The organism is Rhodospirillaceae bacterium (assembly GCA_018662005.1).
In the GTDB taxonomy this organism is placed as follows: domain Bacteria; phylum Pseudomonadota; class Alphaproteobacteria; order Rhodospirillales; family JABHCV01; genus JACNJU01.
Genome location: JABJHA010000010.1, coordinates 105,445 through 124,888, shown reverse-complemented (window position 1 = coordinate 124,888; position 19,444 = coordinate 105,445). Strand labels below are relative to the sequence as shown.

Annotated in this window: 15 protein-coding genes, 1 tRNA gene and 1 pseudogene; 10 read left to right on the top strand and 7 right to left on the bottom strand. The window is 54.8% G+C overall.

The genetic code is table 11. The features are described 5' to 3' along the window. Nucleotides 1-115: 115 nt before the first annotated feature. From HOL66_06085 to HOL66_06065, 5 genes and pseudogenes are all read left to right on the top strand, one after another. Nucleotides 116-451: pseudogene (locus HOL66_06085) on the top strand (hypothetical protein). Between the two features lie 314 nt (nucleotides 452-765). Next, a complete protein-coding gene (gene terL / locus HOL66_06080) occupies nucleotides 766-1,092 on the top strand; it encodes a phage terminase large subunit (protein ID MBT5243792.1) in 327 nt (108 codons plus the stop codon). A 210-nt stretch (nucleotides 1,093-1,302) separates the two neighbouring features. Continuing rightward, complete coding sequence (locus HOL66_06075; GenBank protein MBT5243791.1) at nucleotides 1,303-1,500, top strand: DUF3489 domain-containing protein; 198 nt, start codon at nucleotides 1,303-1,305, stop codon at nucleotides 1,498-1,500. Nucleotides 1,501-1,504: 4 nt separating this feature from the next. Beyond that, nucleotides 1,505-1,921, top strand: coding sequence for a DUF2924 domain-containing protein (locus HOL66_06070; GenBank protein ID MBT5243790.1), 417 nt, complete (start codon nucleotides 1,505-1,507; stop codon nucleotides 1,919-1,921). Continuing rightward, nucleotides 1,918-3,591, top strand: coding sequence for a recombinase family protein (locus tag HOL66_06065; GenBank protein MBT5243789.1), 1,674 nt, complete (start codon nucleotides 1,918-1,920; stop codon nucleotides 3,589-3,591). Before HOL66_06070 ends, HOL66_06065 begins: the two co-directional genes overlap by 4 nt. A gap of 180 nt (nucleotides 3,592-3,771) precedes the next feature. Here the strand turns inward: HOL66_06065 and HOL66_06060 are convergent. The 4 genes from HOL66_06060 to HOL66_06045 all read right to left on the bottom strand — a co-directional run bounded on the left by HOL66_06060 (nucleotide 3,772) and on the right by HOL66_06045 (nucleotide 8,703). After that, nucleotides 3,772-3,848, bottom strand: a tRNA-Ile gene (locus HOL66_06060). Between the two features lie 95 nt (nucleotides 3,849-3,943). After that, complete coding sequence (gene rpoD / locus HOL66_06055; protein MBT5243788.1) at nucleotides 3,944-5,983, bottom strand: RNA polymerase sigma factor RpoD; 2,040 nt, start codon at nucleotides 5,981-5,983, stop codon at nucleotides 3,944-3,946. Nucleotides 5,984-6,086: 103 nt separating this feature from the next. Further along, the gene (locus HOL66_06050) at nucleotides 6,087-7,982 is read right to left on the bottom strand and encodes a DNA primase (protein MBT5243787.1); all 1,896 of its coding nucleotides are present in this window, start codon (nucleotides 7,980-7,982) and stop codon (nucleotides 6,087-6,089) included. A 265-nt stretch (nucleotides 7,983-8,247) separates the two neighbouring features. After that, nucleotides 8,248-8,703, bottom strand: coding sequence for a GatB/YqeY domain-containing protein (locus HOL66_06045; protein MBT5243786.1), 456 nt, complete (start codon nucleotides 8,701-8,703; stop codon nucleotides 8,248-8,250). A gap of 184 nt (nucleotides 8,704-8,887) precedes the next feature. Between HOL66_06045 and carA the strand changes: the two genes are divergently transcribed. From carA to greA, 3 genes are all read left to right on the top strand, one after another. Continuing rightward, nucleotides 8,888-10,078 (top strand): glutamine-hydrolyzing carbamoyl-phosphate synthase small subunit, encoded by a 1,191-nt coding sequence (gene carA / locus HOL66_06040; protein ID MBT5243785.1) that lies wholly within the window; start codon nucleotides 8,888-8,890, stop codon nucleotides 10,076-10,078. Then, nucleotides 10,078-13,329 (top strand): carbamoyl-phosphate synthase large subunit, encoded by a 3,252-nt coding sequence (gene carB / locus HOL66_06035; protein MBT5243784.1) that lies wholly within the window; start codon nucleotides 10,078-10,080, stop codon nucleotides 13,327-13,329. Before carA ends, carB begins: the two co-directional genes overlap by 1 nt. 89 nt (nucleotides 13,330-13,418) lie before the next feature. After that, nucleotides 13,419-13,892 (top strand): transcription elongation factor GreA, encoded by a 474-nt coding sequence (gene greA / locus HOL66_06030; protein MBT5243783.1) that lies wholly within the window; start codon nucleotides 13,419-13,421, stop codon nucleotides 13,890-13,892. Nucleotides 13,893-13,896: 4 nt separating this feature from the next. Here the strand turns inward: greA and HOL66_06025 are convergent, their stop codons facing one another. Together HOL66_06025 and HOL66_06020 are read right to left on the bottom strand one after the other, a co-directional pair. Further along, nucleotides 13,897-14,292, bottom strand: coding sequence for a hypothetical protein (locus HOL66_06025; GenBank protein ID MBT5243782.1), 396 nt, complete (start codon nucleotides 14,290-14,292; stop codon nucleotides 13,897-13,899). Then, the gene (locus HOL66_06020) at nucleotides 14,289-14,789 is read right to left on the bottom strand and encodes an Lrp/AsnC family transcriptional regulator (protein ID MBT5243781.1); all 501 of its coding nucleotides are present in this window, start codon (nucleotides 14,787-14,789) and stop codon (nucleotides 14,289-14,291) included. The genes HOL66_06025 and HOL66_06020 overlap by 4 nt, the downstream gene beginning before the upstream one ends. A gap of 125 nt (nucleotides 14,790-14,914) precedes the next feature. Between HOL66_06020 and trxB the strand changes: the two genes are divergently transcribed. Both trxB and HOL66_06010 read left to right on the top strand, forming a co-directional pair. Continuing rightward, nucleotides 14,915-15,862 (top strand): thioredoxin-disulfide reductase, encoded by a 948-nt coding sequence (gene trxB, locus HOL66_06015; GenBank protein MBT5243780.1) that lies wholly within the window; start codon nucleotides 14,915-14,917, stop codon nucleotides 15,860-15,862. A 7-nt stretch (nucleotides 15,863-15,869) separates the two neighbouring features. Then, entirely contained in the window at nucleotides 15,870-16,778 is a 909-nt protein-coding gene (locus tag HOL66_06010; GenBank protein ID MBT5243779.1) for a LysR family transcriptional regulator, read from the top strand. Between the two features lie 467 nt (nucleotides 16,779-17,245). On the opposite strand, the gene HOL66_06005 is transcribed toward HOL66_06010, so the two are convergent. Then, nucleotides 17,246-19,267 carry an elongation factor G gene (locus HOL66_06005; GenBank protein MBT5243778.1) on the bottom strand — a complete coding sequence of 674 codons (2,022 nt, stop codon included), beginning with the start codon at nucleotides 19,265-19,267 and terminating at the stop codon, nucleotides 17,246-17,248. Nucleotides 19,268-19,444 lie beyond the last annotated feature (177 nt).

Sequence of the window (19,444 nt, the reverse complement as noted above, 5' to 3'; positions counted from 1 at the left end):
GGTTAGCTCTGCCCGTTCCATCGTGGTTAAAAATCCTGCGCGAATCATGCCGACAACAAGAATCCTTCCAAACGAACTTTGCAAGTCCTTTTCGCTTTTTCAATGAGTCGGGGTATACCCCGATTGTCGTGATGACACTGTTAAGGCAATTCAAGTTGCGCTCAACCTTGGAATGGAAACCAGACTAGCAATACACACGCCGTTAATGTGGCGTGATAAGGCAAATACTTGGGAGCTGGCATACGCTCTTGGGAACTCAAATCTTGTAGACCTCATCCTCCATCTAACCCACAGTTGCTATCAGGGAAATCATTCAGATAGTCATGAGTGGGGGTTTGGTTGCAACGCTTGTCCGGCGTGCGAACTAAGAAAAAATGGTTGGGAGAGGTGGGGCAAAAACAGCTCATACAATTTAAAAACAAGAACAGTTTTCCATACAATAAAAATATAGCAACAAACAATGACCCTTGGATAATGGGGTTTTCTATAACACTTCCGATGGGAAGCTTGCCATCAATCGTCTGGTTACTACAATGTCCCCAAGGATCTTGAATTCCAACTGTGCATCAGTGGCTATTCCAGGATGAATCCTTAAACATATTCCTTCCCAAAATAATTAATCTATATGTGTGTCCGTATTTGTCACAAACATATGGTGGTATTGAGTAGCAAATTATGTCAGTAAAGTTCTTGTATTCTTTCGGAAAGCATTAGCCATTTGTGATTGGGGGAAGGGATCTTGGCTGAATATTATGGATTGGCTGATTGGGCATCTCACTGTTAACTCCCCTGATTCACGATTTTCGGAATGAACGCAGGGGACGCTTGATCGGATATCAGCCAACCGTAGACAAGCAAACCCGTCTCGAGGCCCAGACAGCCAAACTCGAAACCGGAAACTTTCTGCTGCCGAAAGATGCGGATTGGCTCTCTGCATTAAAGCAAGAGCTATTGGCCTTTCCTAACGGACGCAATGACGACCAAGTGGACAGCATGACCCAGTTTCTCGACTGGAGTGGCACCCGCAGAGGTATTGGCTGGAAAGAGCGGCAACTCAATGGCGGACGGCGCCCTGGCCGTCGACGGCACTAATTTGTGCTCGAGTCCGGCACTATGGATCAACATCATTATTCCATCATAAATCGACTGGACTTCTGCTGCCAACAGAGCGGTACTGTAGTTGTGCTGCGACGCATTTATTGACCTCCTTATCGCCGCCAGCCCGGCCCAGGCCCTCAGCCTCGCCGGGCCTGGGTGGTGGCAGCGCCTGCATCGGGCAGACGCATTAACGAGGAGGTTTATATGACCACCAAAATCCAAACCGTCGCCAAACTTATCAGCCGCAAATCCGGCGCATCCATCGAACAACTGCAGGATGCGACCGGCTGGCAACCGCACAGCATCCGCGCCGCCCTGACGGGGTTGCGCAAAAAGGGCGTCAGCATCAAACGTGATGCTCATCGCACCCGTGGCTCATTCTACAAAGCGATGAAGGGGTGAGGCTATGGCAAAACCGGGAAAGACACCCCCACGCAAAGACCTGATTGAAGCCTGGACGGATTTCTATGGCGAACCGCCGCCCAAGGGGCTAAGTGGGCGACTCCTCCACATGGCCTGCGCCTATAACGAACAGGTCAAGGAACATAACGGGCTTAAGGATCAGGCGATTCGTGACCTGATGCGATATGTTGATGCGTCATCTGACCCTACTTCCACGAAACCTCACGCAACCAAACTTACCCAACCGGCCGCGGGTACGAGGTTTGTCAGGGAGTGGCGGGGACGCACTCATGTGGTGGATATCATCGATGGAGGCGTTCAGTATCAGGGCGAAACGTATAAGTCCCTTTCTCACGTCGCGCGGATTATCACTGGGACCTGTTGGTCCGGTCCACGGTTCTTCGGAGTACAATCGCCATGAAACGCTGCGCCGTTTACACCCGCAAATCCACCGAAGAAGGACTGGAACAGGACTTCAATTCCCTCCACGCCCAACGGGAAGCCTGCGAGGCCTTCATCAAAAGTCAGCGTCATGAAGGCTGGAAACTCATGAGCGCGAAATTTGACGATGGAGGTTTTTCCGGCGGAGCGATGAAGCGCCCCGCATTGGAAGAACTTCTAGAAGCCATTGAGCAAGGAAAGGTGGATATCATAGTTGTCTATAAGGTCGATCGCCTCACCCGATCGCTGGCGGACTTCGTCAAGATCGTGGAACTGCTCGATGGCAAGGGTGTGTCGTTCGTCTCCGTCACACAACAGTTCAACACCACCTCATCCATGGGGCGACTAACGCTGAACGTGTTGCTGTCATTTGCACAGTTTGAACGGGAAGTCACGGCAGAGCGTATCCGCGACAAGATCGCCGCCTCCAAAAAGAAGGGGATCTGGATGGGTGGGCCGTTGCCCCTGGGCTATGACGTCGAGGATCGCAAGCTGGTCATCAACAAAACGGAAGCCAAAACCGTTCGCAGGCTCTTCCAAATGTATGTGAACCTCGGCACGGTGCACCGGGTGAAAGAAGAAGCCGATCGCCTGGGCATCATCACCAAGCGCCGCACTCAAAAGAACGACAAACAGACCGGCGGCAAGCCGTTCTCACGTGGGAACCTCTACCAGCTTCTGTCCAACCCACTTTACGTTGGTTTAATCCCGCACAAGGGTGAAACCTACCCCGGCCAACACAAGGCCATTATCGATCAGAAAACCTGGAATGTTGTCCAAAGCATGTTTGCAAGAAATGCCTCAAACAGAATTCACTCGACCAATACCAGGGGGCCCTTTCTGCTGACAGGTAAAGTCTTCGATGAAGCCGGGCAGCTGCTTTACCAACATCAAGCCCATAAACAGGAAAAGCGCTATTGCTATTACGTTTCCAGGCACATGATGTATAGCGCAGGCAGCGACAATGATGGCTGGCGTTTGCCCGCCAAGACATTGGAAGACGCCGTCACAGAGCCAATCTGTGAGCTCCTGCAAGACCAATCACGCCTAATCGATGTCTTTGAGCTCCATAATCACGGCGCCGCCGACATCGACAAACTGGAGAACATGGCAACCAGCCTACCCGACGAGATCAATTTTGGTGCGCCCGATGTGCGACGTCACATTCTTCAGGCCATTATTCAACGCATTGATCTAACTCGAGACAGGGTTTCCATAACCCTGGATAAAGTTGAATTTTCAAAAACCTTAGGCCTTTTGGTACCAACAAACAAAATTCCAATAACCATTGCGATTCCTATCCGATTGCGACGTCGCGGCATTGAACGCAAATTGATTATTGAAGGTCCCGACGCTAGCGGTGTTTTCCTGGACCGCAATCTCTGCCGCCTTATCGCACAGGCGCGTCATTGGTTTAGCCTTCTGGCCACGGGAAAAGTTTCATCTGTCCGGGAAATATCCAAGCTAGACTCAGTGAATGAAAACGAAATCACCCGGAGCCTTCCTCTGGCCTTCTTGGCTCCGAAGATAGTTGAAGACATTCTCGACGGCAGGCAGACGGAAACGTTAACGGCTTATCGCCTCAAACGCCTCTCTTCTCTGCCTCTCGATTGGCAGAAACAGGCCAAATTGCTAGAAAATCTTACCTAAATTCACCCTGACAAACTTCATGGTCTGGCGGTTAAAGCTGCACTACAGAGACTTTTCGCAAAAATCGGCGATTTCCTCTCTCAGGGGCCGTCTCCGTTTAGCAGAGACATCCCCAAAGTCCCCGGAACTGCGGGATTTGAAGCTATGTATGGTCTGGTGGTGGGTTCGTATGGAAAAAAGTGGTGGGCCCGGCAGGACTCGAACCTGCAACCAGACCGTTATGAGCGGCCGGCTCTAACCAGTTGAGCTACAGGCCCACCGTATACCCCGCCTGTCGGCGGCGGCGGGGAAAATGAAAAAGGCCGGGTCTTTATTTCCCGGCCCTTTCTAAACTATTTTTTCGTCCGTTCCTTTAATAATCAAGGAAGCTTCTGAGTTTGCGCGAGCGGCTGGGATGTTTGAGCTTGCGCAACGCCTTGGCTTCGATCTGACGTATTCGCTCGCGGGTGACCGAGAACTGCTGTCCGACTTCTTCCAGGGTGTGATCCGTGTTCATGCCGATGCCAAAGCGCATACGCAGCACCCGTTCTTCACGGGCGGTAAGCGATGCCAGAACCCTTGTGGTGGTTTCGCGCAGGTTGGCCTGAATGGCGGCGTCAAGCGGCTGGACGGCATTTTTATCTTCGATGAAATCACCAAGGTGTGAGTCTTCCTCATCACCAATCGGGGTTTCAAGGGAAATCGGTTCCTTGGCGATCTTAAGAACCTTACGAACTTTTTCCAAAGGCATGGAAAGCTTGACGGCCAGTTCTTCGGGCGTCGGCTCGCGACCGATTTCATGCAACATCTGGCGCGAGGTACGAACCAGCTTGTTGATGGTTTCGATCATGTGGACGGGGATGCGGATGGTCCGGGCCTGATCGGCGATGGAACGGGTAATCGCCTGCCTGATCCACCAGGTCGCGTAGGTGGAGAACTTGTAACCGCGACGATATTCAAATTTATCGACCGCCTTCATCAAGCCGATGTTGCCTTCCTGAATCAGATCCAGGAACTGCAGGCCGCGGTTGGTGTATTTCTTGGCGATGGAAATGACCAGCCGCAGGTTGGCTTCAATCATTTCCTTCTTGGCCTTGGCCGCTTCGCGCTCGCCTTTCTGGACGACCGCGACAATGCGGCGGAATTCGCCAACGGGCAGGCCTGCCTCATTGGAAATTTCGCCGATCTCTTTACGGATGTCCTTGACCTCGCCGCCGAACCGGTTGACGAAGCGTTCCCACGCCTTGCCCGGCAATTTTTCAACTTTTTTCAGCCAGCGCGGATCCAGTTCGTGGCCATGATAGTGCTCAAGGAAATCTTCGCGCTTGACCTTCGATGTGGTCGCCATGCGCAGGAGTTTACCTTCAAAACCGAGCAGCTGACGGTTGAGCCCGTAAAGATGTTCAACCAGTTGCTCGATACGGGCGTTGTTCAGGTGAACGGCGTCCATCAGCACGACCAGCTCATGGCGCAGTTTGCCGTATCGCTTTTCCTGGGCAGGTTTGATGGTATCGCCGGTGGAAAACGCTTCCATGCGCTGCAGCTGCAGACGATGTAATTTTTTATAGGTCTTGGCGATGATTTCAAAGTTCTCGATAACTTCCGGCATCAACTTTGCCTCGAGGGCGGCTAGCGACAGGTTGACCTCTTCTTCGGCGTCTTCCTCGTCGGCCTTTTCGGCATCGGTTTTTTCAGCTTCGGGTTTCTCAGCTTCTTTTTTTTCACCGTCTTCCTTTTTGGCTTCGTCGTCGTTGGCGGGTTTGCTTTCTTCGGCGCCCTCTTCCTTCGACGTTTCCGCAGCGCCTTCCCTATTTTCGATGATAGCGGGGTTTTTGGCCGGTTGGCCCGGGCCGCCGCCATGGGTGGCGTCAAGATCGATGATATCGCGCAACAACATCTTTTCATCAAGCAGGGCGTCGTGCCATTCGACGATGGCGCGGATGGTCAGCGGATTTTCACAAATACCACCGATCATCATTTCACGACCGGCCTCGATGCGCTTGGCGATGGCGATTTCACCTTCGCGCGACAGCAGCTCGACAGAACCCATTTCGCGCAAGTACATGCGCACCGGATCATCGGTGCGGCCAAGATCGCTCTCGTCCACATTACCGCTGGTTTTTTCCGTTTCTGCTTCCGCCGGTCCGTCCTTGGTCGCTTCCTCGCTGTCTTCGCTTTCGACAACATTGATGCCCATCTCCGAAAGTTGGGTCATGGTGTCTTCGATTTGCTCGGATGATACCTGTTCAGGGGGCAACGCTGCATTAAGTTCGTCATAGGTGACGAAACCGCGCTCTTTGCCCTTGGCCAGCATTTTCTTGACGGCAGCGCCCAGCGTATCCAGAAGTGGACCGTCTGTGCTTTCTTCCTGCCCGGTGGTTTTTTCCGCTGTGGCGGTTGATTTGGTCGCCATCTATACCTTCTTAATTCATTGCTTCAAGGGGTCAACAACCCCTGTCCAGACTGTCGCCGCTTTTTAAACCAACAGCGCCATCAAAACGATTTACGTTCAAACTTTAATTCTTGGTGCGTCCTGTCTGATTTTCTTCAATGCCCTTTGCGGCTTCCAGCTTCTGTTCGGATAACGAATTGAACCGATTGAAATTTTCAGAAGACATATCATCTTTCAGGCGATCGCGCTCCTGTTGAATTTCGATTCCCAGATCTGTGTTTCTATAAAGAGCGTATGTTTCTTCCCAGCCTTCCAGAGCCGTTTCAATATCCGTTTTCGGCTTGGCATAAAATGCATGCTCAAAAACCTTGGTTATTAAAACAAAATCCAGAATTTCCGAATACCCATTCTCTTTGAGGTGGCGTTTCACTCCCTCAGAGTCAAGGTCCGGTTCCCCGGCCAAGGTCTTTAGAACTTCCTGACGTAGATTGTCAAGGCCGGGAGCCGAAAATGACACCCCGCCAAGGCGCTCGCCAACCGCGTCATAGAGCCCCGGATGGCCCAAAACAGTGGCCAGTAAAATCCTTTCACGCAAGGTATGGGCGTCAATTTTGGCGCTTGTCGCAGCACCTGCGCCAATTCCCATGGTCGGGGCCGTGGTTTTAACCCTTTGGCCAGCCTTCTTGCTGCTGCCCGAAGCGGCCCACACCCGGTCCCGAAAATCTTTTGAAAAATGGCCCCGAACAGTCGGGTCGGCGATGCGCCGGGCGTGATCTTCCAGCGCCTTTTGCAGGGCGGCGCGCTGTTCGGGGGTTTTGGGCAAGCGGCCGCCGGTTTCAATCTTCCACAACACTTCCGATAACGGTTCGGCCTTTTCAATAAGCTCGGCCATGGCCTCGCGGCCCTGATTGGCGATCAGGCTGTCCGGGTCCTCGCCCTGGGGCAGGGTGGCGAAACGCAGGGCGTAACCGGGCTTGAGCAGGGCTAAGGCCCTCTCGGCGGCCCGCCCTTGGGCGCGAACACCGGCATTATCACCATCGAAACACATCACTGGCTCGCGCACCAGTTTCCACAATTCGGTGATCTGTTGTTCGGTCAGAGCCGTCCCCAGGGGTGCGACGGCGTGCTCGAAGCCGGCCTGGGCCAGGGCGATAACATCCATGTAGCCTTCGGTGACGATCACCGTGCCCTGCTGGCGAGCGGTCTTTGCGGCCAGGGCCAGATTGTAGAGAACATTTCCTTTATGAAAAAGCGGAGTTTCCGGTGAATTCAGATACTTGGCGATATGTCTTTTTGCGGGCCTGCTTTCGCCCCCCGTTCCGGGAGACGGCAGGACCTTGTTATCATCATCCCCGGCCATAATCCGGCCACCGAAGGCAATGACCCGGCCGCGCTTGTCGGTGATCGGGAAAATAACCCGGTTGCGGAACCGGTCATAAGCATCGCGGCCTTCGTCTTCGGGCTGAATAAGTAACCCGGCGGCGATCATCTGCTCATCGGTCATGTTCAAGCGCCTGAGCGCCGTTTTCAGGGCTCCACGTCCATCGGGGGCGAAGCCTAAGCGGAATTTGGCGATTGTCGCGTCATCAAGGGCCCGGTTTTTCAGGTAATCCAGCGCCGTCCGGCCCCCCGGCATCCGCAGTTGCTGCTCGAAATAGGCCGCCGCCGCCTCGACCACATCATATAACGTCTGCCGCTTTTTGGCGTTTTCACGCTCCTCGGGGCTATCAACGGGGACTTCCATACCGGCGTCCCCTGCCAGCCGCTCGACGGCTTCGGGAAATGTCAGGCCGTCCATGTTCATGACAAAGTCGATGGCGCTGCCGTGGGCGCCACAGCCGAAGCAGTGATAGAAGCCCTTTTCCTCGTTTAAGGTGAAGGACGGTGTCTTTTCCTTATGGAAGGGGCACAGGCCCTGATGCTCGTTACCCTTTTGGCTCAGGCGCACCCTTTTGCCGACCAGATCGGCAAGGCCGGTGCGATGGCGCAACTCATCAAGAAACTGCGGCGAAAAAGCCATGGTCGGGTGATCCCGGATAGATAGTGTGATGATTTTGAAATTCGGCGCTTTTATTGCGCCGAATTTCAAAATCTGAATCACACGATATCAATAAATTAGTGGCTTGCTTATCCTGAATATTCAGGAGATGAATCTTCAGGGCAGGACACTAGTGAACAGAGCGGGCGATTTTAAACCGATTGGCGTCTCTATCCAATTGCCTAGATAGCGAAACTATCCACCAACTTATGCAGAGATTAATCCACAGAAGCGGGTATAAAATTATTTAAGCAAGCTGGTTTTTGACCTGGGCGCTGGCTTTCGAGAAGTCCATCTCACCGGCGTAGCGTTCCTTAAGGAGCCCCATCACCTTACCCATGTCTTTAAGCGACGTCGCCTCCGCCTCTTTAACGATCTCGGAGACGGCGGCGCTTAGGGCGGCGTCATCCATTTGTTCGGGCAGGAAGGTCTGGATGATCTCGATTTCACTGGCTTCCTGTTCCGCCAATTCGGTACGCCCGCCTTTTTCATACATTTCAACGCTTTCGCGGCGTTGTTTAATCATCGATTGCAGCATGGAAAGGATTTCGTCCTCGCTGATGCCCTCAGAATTACCTTTCGAGCGGGCGGCAATGTCGCGATCTTTGAGGGCGGCCATAATCAGGCGGACGGTCGAGACGGTATGGGTCTGTTTGGACTTCATCGCCGTCTTCAAGGCGTCGCTTATGCGCGTGCGCAGCATACTAGAATCTTCCTGCAATGTTCGGGAGCGCTGACGTTATAGAAACCGGGCCAAAAAGGCAACTCCTTGATATATTTTAAGTCATTGAAAACAAACAAACTTTTTTGCCGCGACCGGAGCACTTGACGTTGCGAGGCGTATTGCTTAAACACTTCCAACTCTAATCAAAAGGATAGCTGACCCCATGTCTGAGGCCGATTCCACAGCGCAGCCGCTCCATGACGCTCGGCCGCCGGGCGTCAACGCCGCTGTTGTTCTTGAGGACGGCCAGGTTTTCTGGGGCCGGGGGGCCGGCGCCGAAGGTGTCGCCATTGCCGAGATTTGCTTCAACACCTCGCTGACCGGCTATCAGGAAATCCTCACCGATCCGTCTTACGCGGGCCAGATCGTCACCTTTACCTTCCCCCACATCGGCAACGTCGGCGTCAATGACGAGGATGTGGAAACCGACACCCCGGCAGTGCGCGGCTGCATCCTGCGCGCCGACATCACCGAACCGGCCAACTGGCGGGCGGCGGGGCATCTTGACGGCTGGCTGAAGAAACACCAGCTGGTTTGCGTGACCGGCATCGACACCCGCAGGCTGACCCGTCACATCCGCGATAACGGCGCGCCGCGCGGAACCCTGATTCACTTGCCGGGTGCGGACGAGGACATCGACATCAAGGCCCTGCAAGCCATGGCCTTGGCCTGGCCCGGCCTGAAAGGCATGGACCTGGCAAAGGAAGTCAGTTGCACCCAGACCACCTCATGGGATCAGGCGGCGTGGGCCATCGAAAGCGGTTACGCGACGCAAGGTGCACCCCAATACCATGTCGTCGCCGTCGATTTCGGGGCCAAGAAGAACATCTTACGGTGTCTGGCCGCTGCCGGCTGCAAGGTCACCGTGGTTCCCGGTAACACCACGGCCGAAGAAATTCTCGGTCACAAGCCGGACGGCGTCTTCCTGGCCAACGGTCCCGGCGACCCGGCGGCCACCGGTGAGTACGCGGTGCCGATGATCAAGGCGATCATGGATGCGGACATGCCGCTGTTCGGAATTTGCCTGGGCCACCAGATGATAGCGCTGGCCATGGGTGCGAGCACGACAAAGATGCACATGGGCCACCGCGGCGCCAACCACCCGGTCAAGGACCTGAAAACCGGCAAGGTCGAAATAACCAGCCAGAACCACGGTTTCGTGGTCGAGCGGGACAGTTTGCCCGAAGGCGTCATCGAAACCCACACGTCATTATTCGATGGCACCCTCGAAGGCCTCCGCATCGAAGGCAAAAAGGCCTTCTCCGTCCAATACCACCCCGAAGCCTCCCCCGGCCCGCAAGACAGCCACTATCTGTTCGAGCGGTTTGTCGAGATGATGGGGGAAAACGGTTAATGCCCAAAAGAACCGACATAAATTCCATCATGATCATCGGCGCTGGCCCTATTGTTATTGGCCAGGCGTGTGAGTTTGATTATTCCGGGGCGCAGGCTTGCAAGGCGCTTAAGGAAGAGGGCTTTCGGGTAATCCTCGTGAATTCCAACCCGGCGACAATCATGACCGACCCGGCGATGGCCGACGCCACCTATATCGAGCCGATTACCGTCGATATGCTGGAGAAAATCATCGCCAAGGAGAAGCCCGACGCGATCCTGCCGACCATGGGTGGGCAGACGGCCCTGAACGCCGCCATGGATCTGGAGGCCGCCGGAATCCTTGAGCAACATAACGTCGAGCTGATCGGCGCCAACTCCGCCGTCATCGCCAAGGCCGAAGACCGCCAGCAGTTCCGCGACGCCATGGAGAAAATCGGCCTCGACTGCCCGAGAAGCCAGGTCGTCGCAAACATGGATCAGGCCCGCGAGGCGATGAATGATATTGGCCTGCCGATGATCATCCGGCCGTCCTTCACCATGGGTGGCATCGGTGGCGGTATCGCCTACAACAAGGCCGAGTTTGAAGACATTGTCGCAGGCGGGCTGGACGCCTCGCCGGTGACCGAGGTACTGGTCGAGGAATCGGTGCTGGGCTGGAAAGAATACGAAATGGAGGTTGTCCGCGACCACGCCGACAACGTCATCATCATTTGCTCCATCGAAAACGTCGATCCCATGGGTGTGCATACCGGCGACAGCATCACCGTCGCCCCGGCCCTGACGTTGACAGACAAAGAATACCAGATCATGCGCAACGCCTCGATCGCGGTGTTGCGCGAGATTGGCGTCGATACAGGTGGATCGAACGTGCAGTTCGCGGTTAATCCCGAAGACGGGCGGCTGATCGTTATTGAAATGAACCCGCGTGTGTCGCGCTCATCGGCGCTTGCCTCGAAGGCGACGGGCTTCCCGATCGCCAAGGTCGCCGCCAAACTGGCCATCGGTTACACCCTTGATGAGCTGATGAACGACATCACCGGGGTGACACCAGCCAGTTTCGAGCCGACCATCGATTATGTGGTCACTAAAATCCCGCGCTTCACCTTCGAGAAGTTCCCCGGCACCGATGCGCTTTTGACCACCGCCATGAAATCGGTCGGCGAGGCCATGTCCATTGGCCGGACCTTTGCCGAGTCCCTGCAAAAGGGCCTGCGTTCCATGGAAACAGACCTGACCGGCCTCAATGAAGTGGTCATTGAAGGCGCTGAAGGTGGCGACAAAAACGCCGTCAAGCTGGCCCTGACAATTCCCAGCCCGGAGCGCTTGCTGGTTATCGCCCAGGCCTTCCGCCATGGGTTGAGCCTTGCCGAAGTCCAGGCCGCGTCCAAATACGATCCCTGGTTCTTAGGGCAGATCGAGCACATCGTCGCCACCGAGGAGCAGATCAAACAGGACGGCCTGCCCAAGGACGCGCCGAGCCTGCTTAAGCTTAAAAAGATGGGCTTTTCCGACGACCGTCTGGCTGAGTTGATCGGCTGCAAGGGCCGCGACATCGCCCGCATTCGCGGCACACTTAACGTCCACCCGGTTTACAAGCGGGTCGATACCTGCGGCGGCGAATTCCCGGCCAAAACCCCCTACATGTATTCCACTTACGAAGGCGACGGGGTCAACCCGCCGCAATGCGAAGCCGACCCGTCGGCGCGCAAGAAGGTGGTTATTCTGGGTGGTGGCCCCAACCGGATCGGCCAGGGCATCGAATTCGACTACTGTTGCGTCCACGCCGCCTATTCGACCAAGGAAGCCGGTCACGAGGCGATTATGGTCAACTGCAACCCGGAGACCGTCTCCACCGACTACGATACCTCTGACAGGCTCTATTTTGAGCCCCTGACGGCCGAGGACGTGATCGAGCTTATCCGGGTCGAACAATCAAACGGCACGCTTCTGGGTGTCATTGTGCAGCTTGGCGGGCAAACGCCACTGAAGCTGGCCGAAGCGCTGGAAGCCGCCGATATCCCGATCCTGGGGACCTCGCCCGACGCCATCGACCTGGCCGAAGACCGGGAACGCTTCCAGGCCCTGCTCCACGACCTGAAGCTCAAGCAACCGGCTAACGGCATTACCCGCTCGGTCGAAGAATCCGTCGCCGTTGCAGACAAAATCGGCTTCCCGCTGGTTGTCAGGCCTTCCTACGTGCTGGGCGGGCGGGCCATGGAAATCGTCCACGATCACCAGTCCCTGCATCGCTATATGACGACGGCGGTGAAAGTTTCCGGCGACAGCCCGGTACTGCTCGACAGCTACCTGCAGGACGCCATCGAGATTGATGTCGACGCCCTAAGCGACGGCGCCCAGGTTTATGTGGCCGGTATCATGCAGCATATCGAGGAAGCGGGCATCCATTCAGGCGACAGTGCGTGCTCGCTGCCGCCCTATTCCCTGTCCGAGGCGATGATTGCCGAAATCAAGGTTCAGACCACATCCCTGGCGCTGGCCCTGAAGGTCGTCGGCCTGATGAACGTGCAATTCGCGATCCAGGGCGAGGATATTTATATTCTGGAAGTCAACCCGCGGGCCAGCCGCACCGTGCCGTTCGTCGCCAAGGCGACCGGCATCCCCATAGCCAAAATCGCGGCCCGGGTGATGGCCGGTGAGAAGCTCGCCGACTTCGACATCCAGGAAAACCCGAAGCGGGCCCATGTGGCGGTCAAGGAAGCGGTGTTCCCGTTCCAGCGCTTCCCCGGCGTCGATATTATTTTAGGGCCGGAAATGAAATCAACCGGCGAAGTGATGGGCCTGGATACGGACTTCGGCCGGGCCTTCGCCAAATCGCAACTGGGTGCCGGCATGCACGTGCCGGAGGCGGGTACGGTCTTTATTTCCGTCAAGGACAAAGACAAGCCTGCCGCCGCCGAACTGGCCCGGCGTCTGGCGGCAAAGGGCTTCACCTTGCTGGCAACCGGCGGCACAAGCACTTACCTGAGCGAACAGGGGCTGGATGTTAAGCACGTCAATAAAGTGCTCGAAGGACGCCCCCACTGTGTCGATGCGATCCTCTCAGGTGAGGTGCAGCTTGTCCTTAACACCACCGAAGGGGCGCAGGCTATCGAGGATAGCTATACGATCCGTCGCTCGACCCTGACCAATAACATTCCCTACTACACAACCATGGCCGGGGCGGCAGCGGCAGTTGGCGGGATCGAAGCGTTAAGTGACGGCGGACTTGAAGTTGCGCCGTTACAGTCCTATTTTAGCCCTTCGTTCTAATTCTCATTTTGATGATTGTTAGCGCGGCCTCTTAAAAGGTGGAGGGCGCGGGATAAATTTTTTGTTCGCAGTGAAGAAAGTTTAAGGCCATGGATAAGTTACCGATGACCAAAGAAGGTGTTGTCAGACTGGAAGAAGAGCAACGCCGCCTGCTGGAAGAAGAACGCCCGGCGATCATCCGGGCCATTGCCAGCGCCCGCGAACATGGTGATCTTTCCGAAAATGCCGAATATCACGCGGCCCGCGAACGCCAGAGCTTTGTCGAGGGCCGCCTGGCTGAACTGAAATCGATTATCTCGCTTGCCGAAATCATCGACCCTGGGGCGCTGTCCGGCGATGTCGTGCGCTTTGGCGCCACCATTGAACTGGCCGACGAGGAAACCGACGCCGAGTCCACCTATCAGATCGTCGGCACCCACGAGGCCGACGTCAACAGTGGCCGCCTGTCGGTAACAGCCCCCCTGGCCCGCGCCCTGATCGGCAAATCCCTGGGCGACAGCATCGAAGTTGTCAGCCCCGGCGGTTCCAAGTTCTATGAAATCATCAAGGTCGATTATAAGTAACAGACTAAATCTCTTTTAGTACCTGCAAGGGATCGTCTTCTTTCAGGCGTTGTTCGGGTTTGTCGTCTTTTTTGTTCGCCTGTTGCTGGGCGTACAGGTGGGCACGCTCTTCCCGGTCATACATGATACGACTGAGCAGTAGATTGATCTTGGCCTTTTGGGACACCAGTTTTTTACTGCCCCGGGTAAACAACTCGTCGATGGAAGCCAGAAACGAGCGCCTGACATCCGCGTCGCTGTCGCGTGAAAACAGGGCGCTGACGATGACGTGCATACAGGCCTGAAGTTTTTCGGTGCTGTCGGCGCGCTCGATATTGGCCATCAGGCCGTTTTCAGGATGCTGGAAGACGCTTGCCCAATCTACTGACCCGTTTGGCAGTGTCGGCCACTTGTCTTTCACGAACCAGCACGGAAAATATCGATTGGTACGCCCGGTTGATGCTTGGAGGTGCGAATGGTTTCCAGGGTCGTTACCTTGATGACGTTATCAGCCGCCGTCAATTTCATGGTCAAGGCGTCTCGCTGTTCTTTGTCGCGGGCGACGATCTTAAGCAGAAAGTCACCACCGCCCCTGATCATGTGACATTCGCGGACTTCCGGCCAGGCCGCGACCTGTTCTTCGAATCCTTGCAGGACGGACTGTGCCTGCGAGGAAAGCCCGACCAGGGCGAAGAACATTTCCTTGAAGTCGAGGCGGGTCGGATCAATTTCAGCGTGATAGCCCAGGATGAAACCGTCGTCTTCAAGGGCGCGCACCCGGCGCAGGCAGGGTGGTGCTGAAATACCGGCGTTTTCGGCCAATTTGACGTTGGTAATGCGGCCATCGGCCTGCAAATCATGTAAGATTCGCTGGTCAATCTGGTCAAGTTTGACCTTTTTGGGTTCTTTGTTGTTCAGGGCACCCTCCAATTTGGGTAATTATATTACAATGGACGCCGGTAAAGTCAAAGAACACTGGCGTCTCCATCAATCCCTTTCTATTTTAGGGGAATCATTTAATTCACATCGGAAGTTTCCACACCATGTCTGATCGTCACCACTCCAAAGCCCTTATTCTGGGTTCCGGCCCGGCCGGTTATAGCGCCGCCATTTACGCCGCCCGCGCCAGCTTGCAGCCTATCCTTGTCAAAGGCCTGCAACCGGGCGGACAATTGACCATCACCACCGAGGTTGAAAACTATCCGGGCTTTGCTGAAGCCGTGCAGGGCCCCGATCTGATGATCGCCATGCAGGCCCAGGCCGAAAACGTGGGCTGCGAAATGTTTGATGACATTATTGTCGAGGCCGATTTATCCAGCCGTCCGTTCACCCTGACCGGCGATTCCGGAACGGTTTATACCGGCGACACGCTTATTATCTGTACCGGCGCGCAGGCCCGCTGGCTTGGTTTGCCGTCGGAAGAAAAGTACATGGGGATGGGCGTATCGGCTTGCGCCACCTGTGACGGATTTTTCTTTCGCGAAAAGGAAGTCTGCGTTATCGGCGGCGGCAACACGGCTGTAGAAGAAGCCATCTATCTGACCAATCATGCCTCGAAGGTGACCCTGATCCACCGCCGTGATGAGCTTCGCTCGGAAAAAATCCTGCAAGAGCGGGCCATGGCCAATCCGAAGATCGAAATTCTGTGGGATAGCGTTCTTGAAGAAGTTCTTGGACAGGACAGCCCGCCGGGGGTAACCGGTGTGAAGGTCAAAAACGTTAAAACCGGTGACTTTTCCGAACTTGATCTGGACGGTGTCTTCGTCGCCATTGGCCATACTCCCAACACCGGGCTGTTTAAAAGCCAGGTCGACATGGATGATGAAAACTACATTCTGACAACCCCGGGCACCACCAAGACAAACGTCCCCGGGGTTTATGCCGCAGGAGACGTGCAGGACAAAATTTACCGCCAGGCCGTCACCGCCGCCGGCACCGGTTGCATGGCCGCCCTTGAAGTTGAAAAGTTTCTCGCCGAACAGGAGACTTAAAGTCGTTATGGATTGGGATAAACTTCGCGTCTTTCACGCCGTTGCCGAAGCAGGCAGTTTCACCCATGCGGGTGATGCCCTGAACCTGTCCCAATCGGCGGTCAGTAGACAAATCAGCGGCCTGGAGGAAAGCCTCAATGTTTCCCTGTTTCATCGCCACGCCCGCGGCTTGATCCTGACGGAACAAGGCGAACTTTTGTACCGCGAAGCCCATGATGTCTTTAACAAACTGTCACTCGTCGAACAACGGATCAGCGACACCAAGCACAGTCCCGAAGGGTCCTTGAAAATTACCACCACCGTCGCTTTTGGTTCGGTTTGGCTGACCTCCCGGATGGCTGAATTCCTGAAACTTTATCCCGGTATCGAGGTCTCGCTGGTGCTTTCGGATGTCGACCTTGATCTTTCCATGCGGGAAGCCGACGTCGCCATCCGCATGGCGCCACCGACCCAGGGCGACTTGATCCAGCGCCACCTGATGAACATGCCGTTTAAAAATTTCGCCAGTCCCGATTACCTGAAGCGTCACGGTATCCCCAAAGACGTAGCAGATCTGGACCGGCATAAACTGATCGTCTATGGCGAGGATGCCAACCCGCCCATTGAAAAAGTAAACTGGCTGCTTGAAGTGGGTCTGAAAATTAATCAGAAGCCGCGCCCTGCGGCCCTGCGGGTAAATTCCATCTACGGCATCTTCCGGGCCGTCGAGGGGGGCCTGGGTATTGGCGCCCTGCCCGATTATATGCAGCGGGAATCATCGCAACTGGTCGAGGTTCTGCCTGAAATGAAAGGCCACCATATTGACGCTTACTTCGTCTATCCTGAAGAACTCAAAAACATGAAACGAATCGCCGTTTTTCGTGATTATCTGATCCGTCGAATCGCCGAAGATGGCCTTATGCACAATAAATCATGAAATTTCAGCTTTAATATTGATCAGTAAATTCGTCTAATTTATTGATTTTAAACTGGTTTTTATAAGCCATGTGAATTTTGCATGGCTGGGATGCCAAAATGTTCATGGCGGACCCGAAAATCCCCCCCTATATTTCCATTATGCAATGTTGCAGTGCAGCATTACACAGAGTTTTGGGCGCAACGCCCGAAAAAAGGGACCACCCATGTGGCCCCTTGCGTCCCCCCCGACGCGAAACCTCCCTGTTAAACTCGCCGGACCTTTTTAGGTCCGGCTTTTTTTTGCCTGAAAATATTTTTACACTTTACATACATTAGAATTTCATTATATTAGAAAAACATCATGAATTCGATGTTGGGACCGGCCATCTTCTCTCCCCCCATGATATCCGGCCCCTTCGTCTTTTGGACGTAAAGCCTCCTCTGTTGAACTTGCCGGGCCTTCGGGTCCGGCATTTTTTTGCTCTCTCAGCCAGACCGGCCGGACTGGGCGGCGACAACCTTATCGGCTTGTTTGCCGACAAATTCCTGCAAGTGATCAAAGCTCCAGCTAAACGTGCCAATGCCCAGTGTCATGGAACGCAGGTCAATAATCAGGTCATGCATTTCCGACTGCGGCAACTGCACAGAAACCTCATCCCAGCCCTTCCAACCCTGTTTGGCGTCGAAGCCCAGGATGTGGCCTCGACGGCCGCTAACCAGGCGCTGAATTTTCGAGGTAAATTCATTGGGAATGGAAATATCAACTTTGCAGATGGGCTCCAGCAGCACCGGCTGGCAATTTGGCATAGCCGTGCGCATTCCCAGTTGCGCCGCCGCCCTGAACGCCATTTCAGAACTGTCAACGGCGTGGAACTGGCCGTCTGTCAGGGTGACGGCGATATCGACCACGGGGAAACCCAAAGGCCCGCGCTTCATGTAGTCATTGATACCGTGTTCAACAGCGGGAATGTATTGCTTGGGCACAACCCCGCCGGTGATGGTGTCGTTGAAGTTAAAGCCCGAACCGCGGGCCAGCGGCTTGATGTCCAGATGAACATCGCCGAACTGGCCATGACCGCCGCTTTGTTTTTTGTGTCGGGCGTGTTGGGATATGGGTTTCTTGATGGTTTCCTTGTAGGGAACTTCAGGACGGGCGACGGTGACAGTCATGTTAAAGCGGTTGCTCATACGATCAATGGCGATCAACAGATGCATCTCGCCTTGCCCCCAAAGCAGCAACTCGCCGCTGTCCTGACTTTGTTCGATGGCCAGGGACGGGTCTTCCTCAACCAGTTTTGTCAAAACGCCTGAAAGTTTCACTTCGTCAGAGCGATTTTCTGCATGAACCGCCATGGAAAACAACGGCGTCAGCGGGGCGGGCCATGCATCGGCCAATTTGGCGCCCTTCTCGCTTAGAGATTTTCCCGTCTCGGCATTATCCAGACGCCCCAGGGCGACCACTTCACCAGCTGTGGCAAGGGCCTGTTTATTTTGCTTTTGACCCAAAAGTCCATAAACGCCACTGACCCGCTGCCCATTCAGATCCGATCCATCCTTGATGGAGCCCGCGAAAACCCGCACATAAGAAAGTTTGCCGGCGTGCCCGGCGTAGAGGGTCTTGAAAACCTGCGCGCTGGGGGCGGACTTATCCAAACCCAGCCGTTCGGCTGTCAGGTCGGCCTCGGGCGCTTCATGACGAAGAGCTTTTAGCAAACGCACGACCCCATGGTCATTTTCGGCGGAACCAAAAAATACCGGAACGATACTGTCCTGTTGAAAATCACGAGTCAGGTTTTGATATATCTCTTCCGTTGAGGGGGCAATATCTTCAAGCAATTCTTCCAGTAACTTGTCATCGAAATCAGCCAGGGTTTCCAGCATTTCGGTTCGCGCGTCAGCTTCCCGAGTCTCGATGGATTCGGGAATTTGCATCAGGTCGGAAGCCTTGCCTTCTTTCCACTCGAACGCCCGCTCACTGACCAAGTCAACATGGCCGCTGACCGTCTCGCCATCGCGCATGGGAATTTCACGAAGAACAAGCGGCCGTTCGGAAACCGCCTGCAACCCTTCAAGCGTCGCCTTAACGCCGACGGAGGCACTGTCCATTTTATTGATAAATATAATGTGGGGGATTTGGTGGTCATCGAGGAATTTGAGTAACGGAGAAATCATCAGCGCCTTGTCGAGTTCAGGTTCGCAAACAATAACCGCGCAATCGGCCACCATCAGGGCGTTATAGGTTTCCTGAATCAGTTCGACAGAACCTGGGCAATCAATAAATGACCACTTCTCATCAATGTATTCTGCATTTGCGACGCTCAATTCCGTGCCCATTTCGCGGGATTTGGATTCAGGCGAGCCATCGCCAACGGCGTAGCCTTCTTTGGCGTTTCCTTTTCGGCTGATGGCTTCGCAGACTACGAGAATGCTTTCAAGCAGGGCCGTCTTACCACTCAGGTAAGGGCCCACAAGGGCCGCCACACGGGGTCCGGATGGAGTTTTAGTCACGACTGCGCCTCCCAGGTTTGATTTGTCTCAACCACTTTGGACGCTTTTGATTAATTGAACTGCGTTTAATGAAACACAGGTTGCTCTTGGGCGCTTTTGTTCGAGCGCCCATTTAAAGGCGTCACCCAGAAGGTTAGGACTCTGGCTTAAGGGAGTCCAAGAAAAAAGGCGAACATA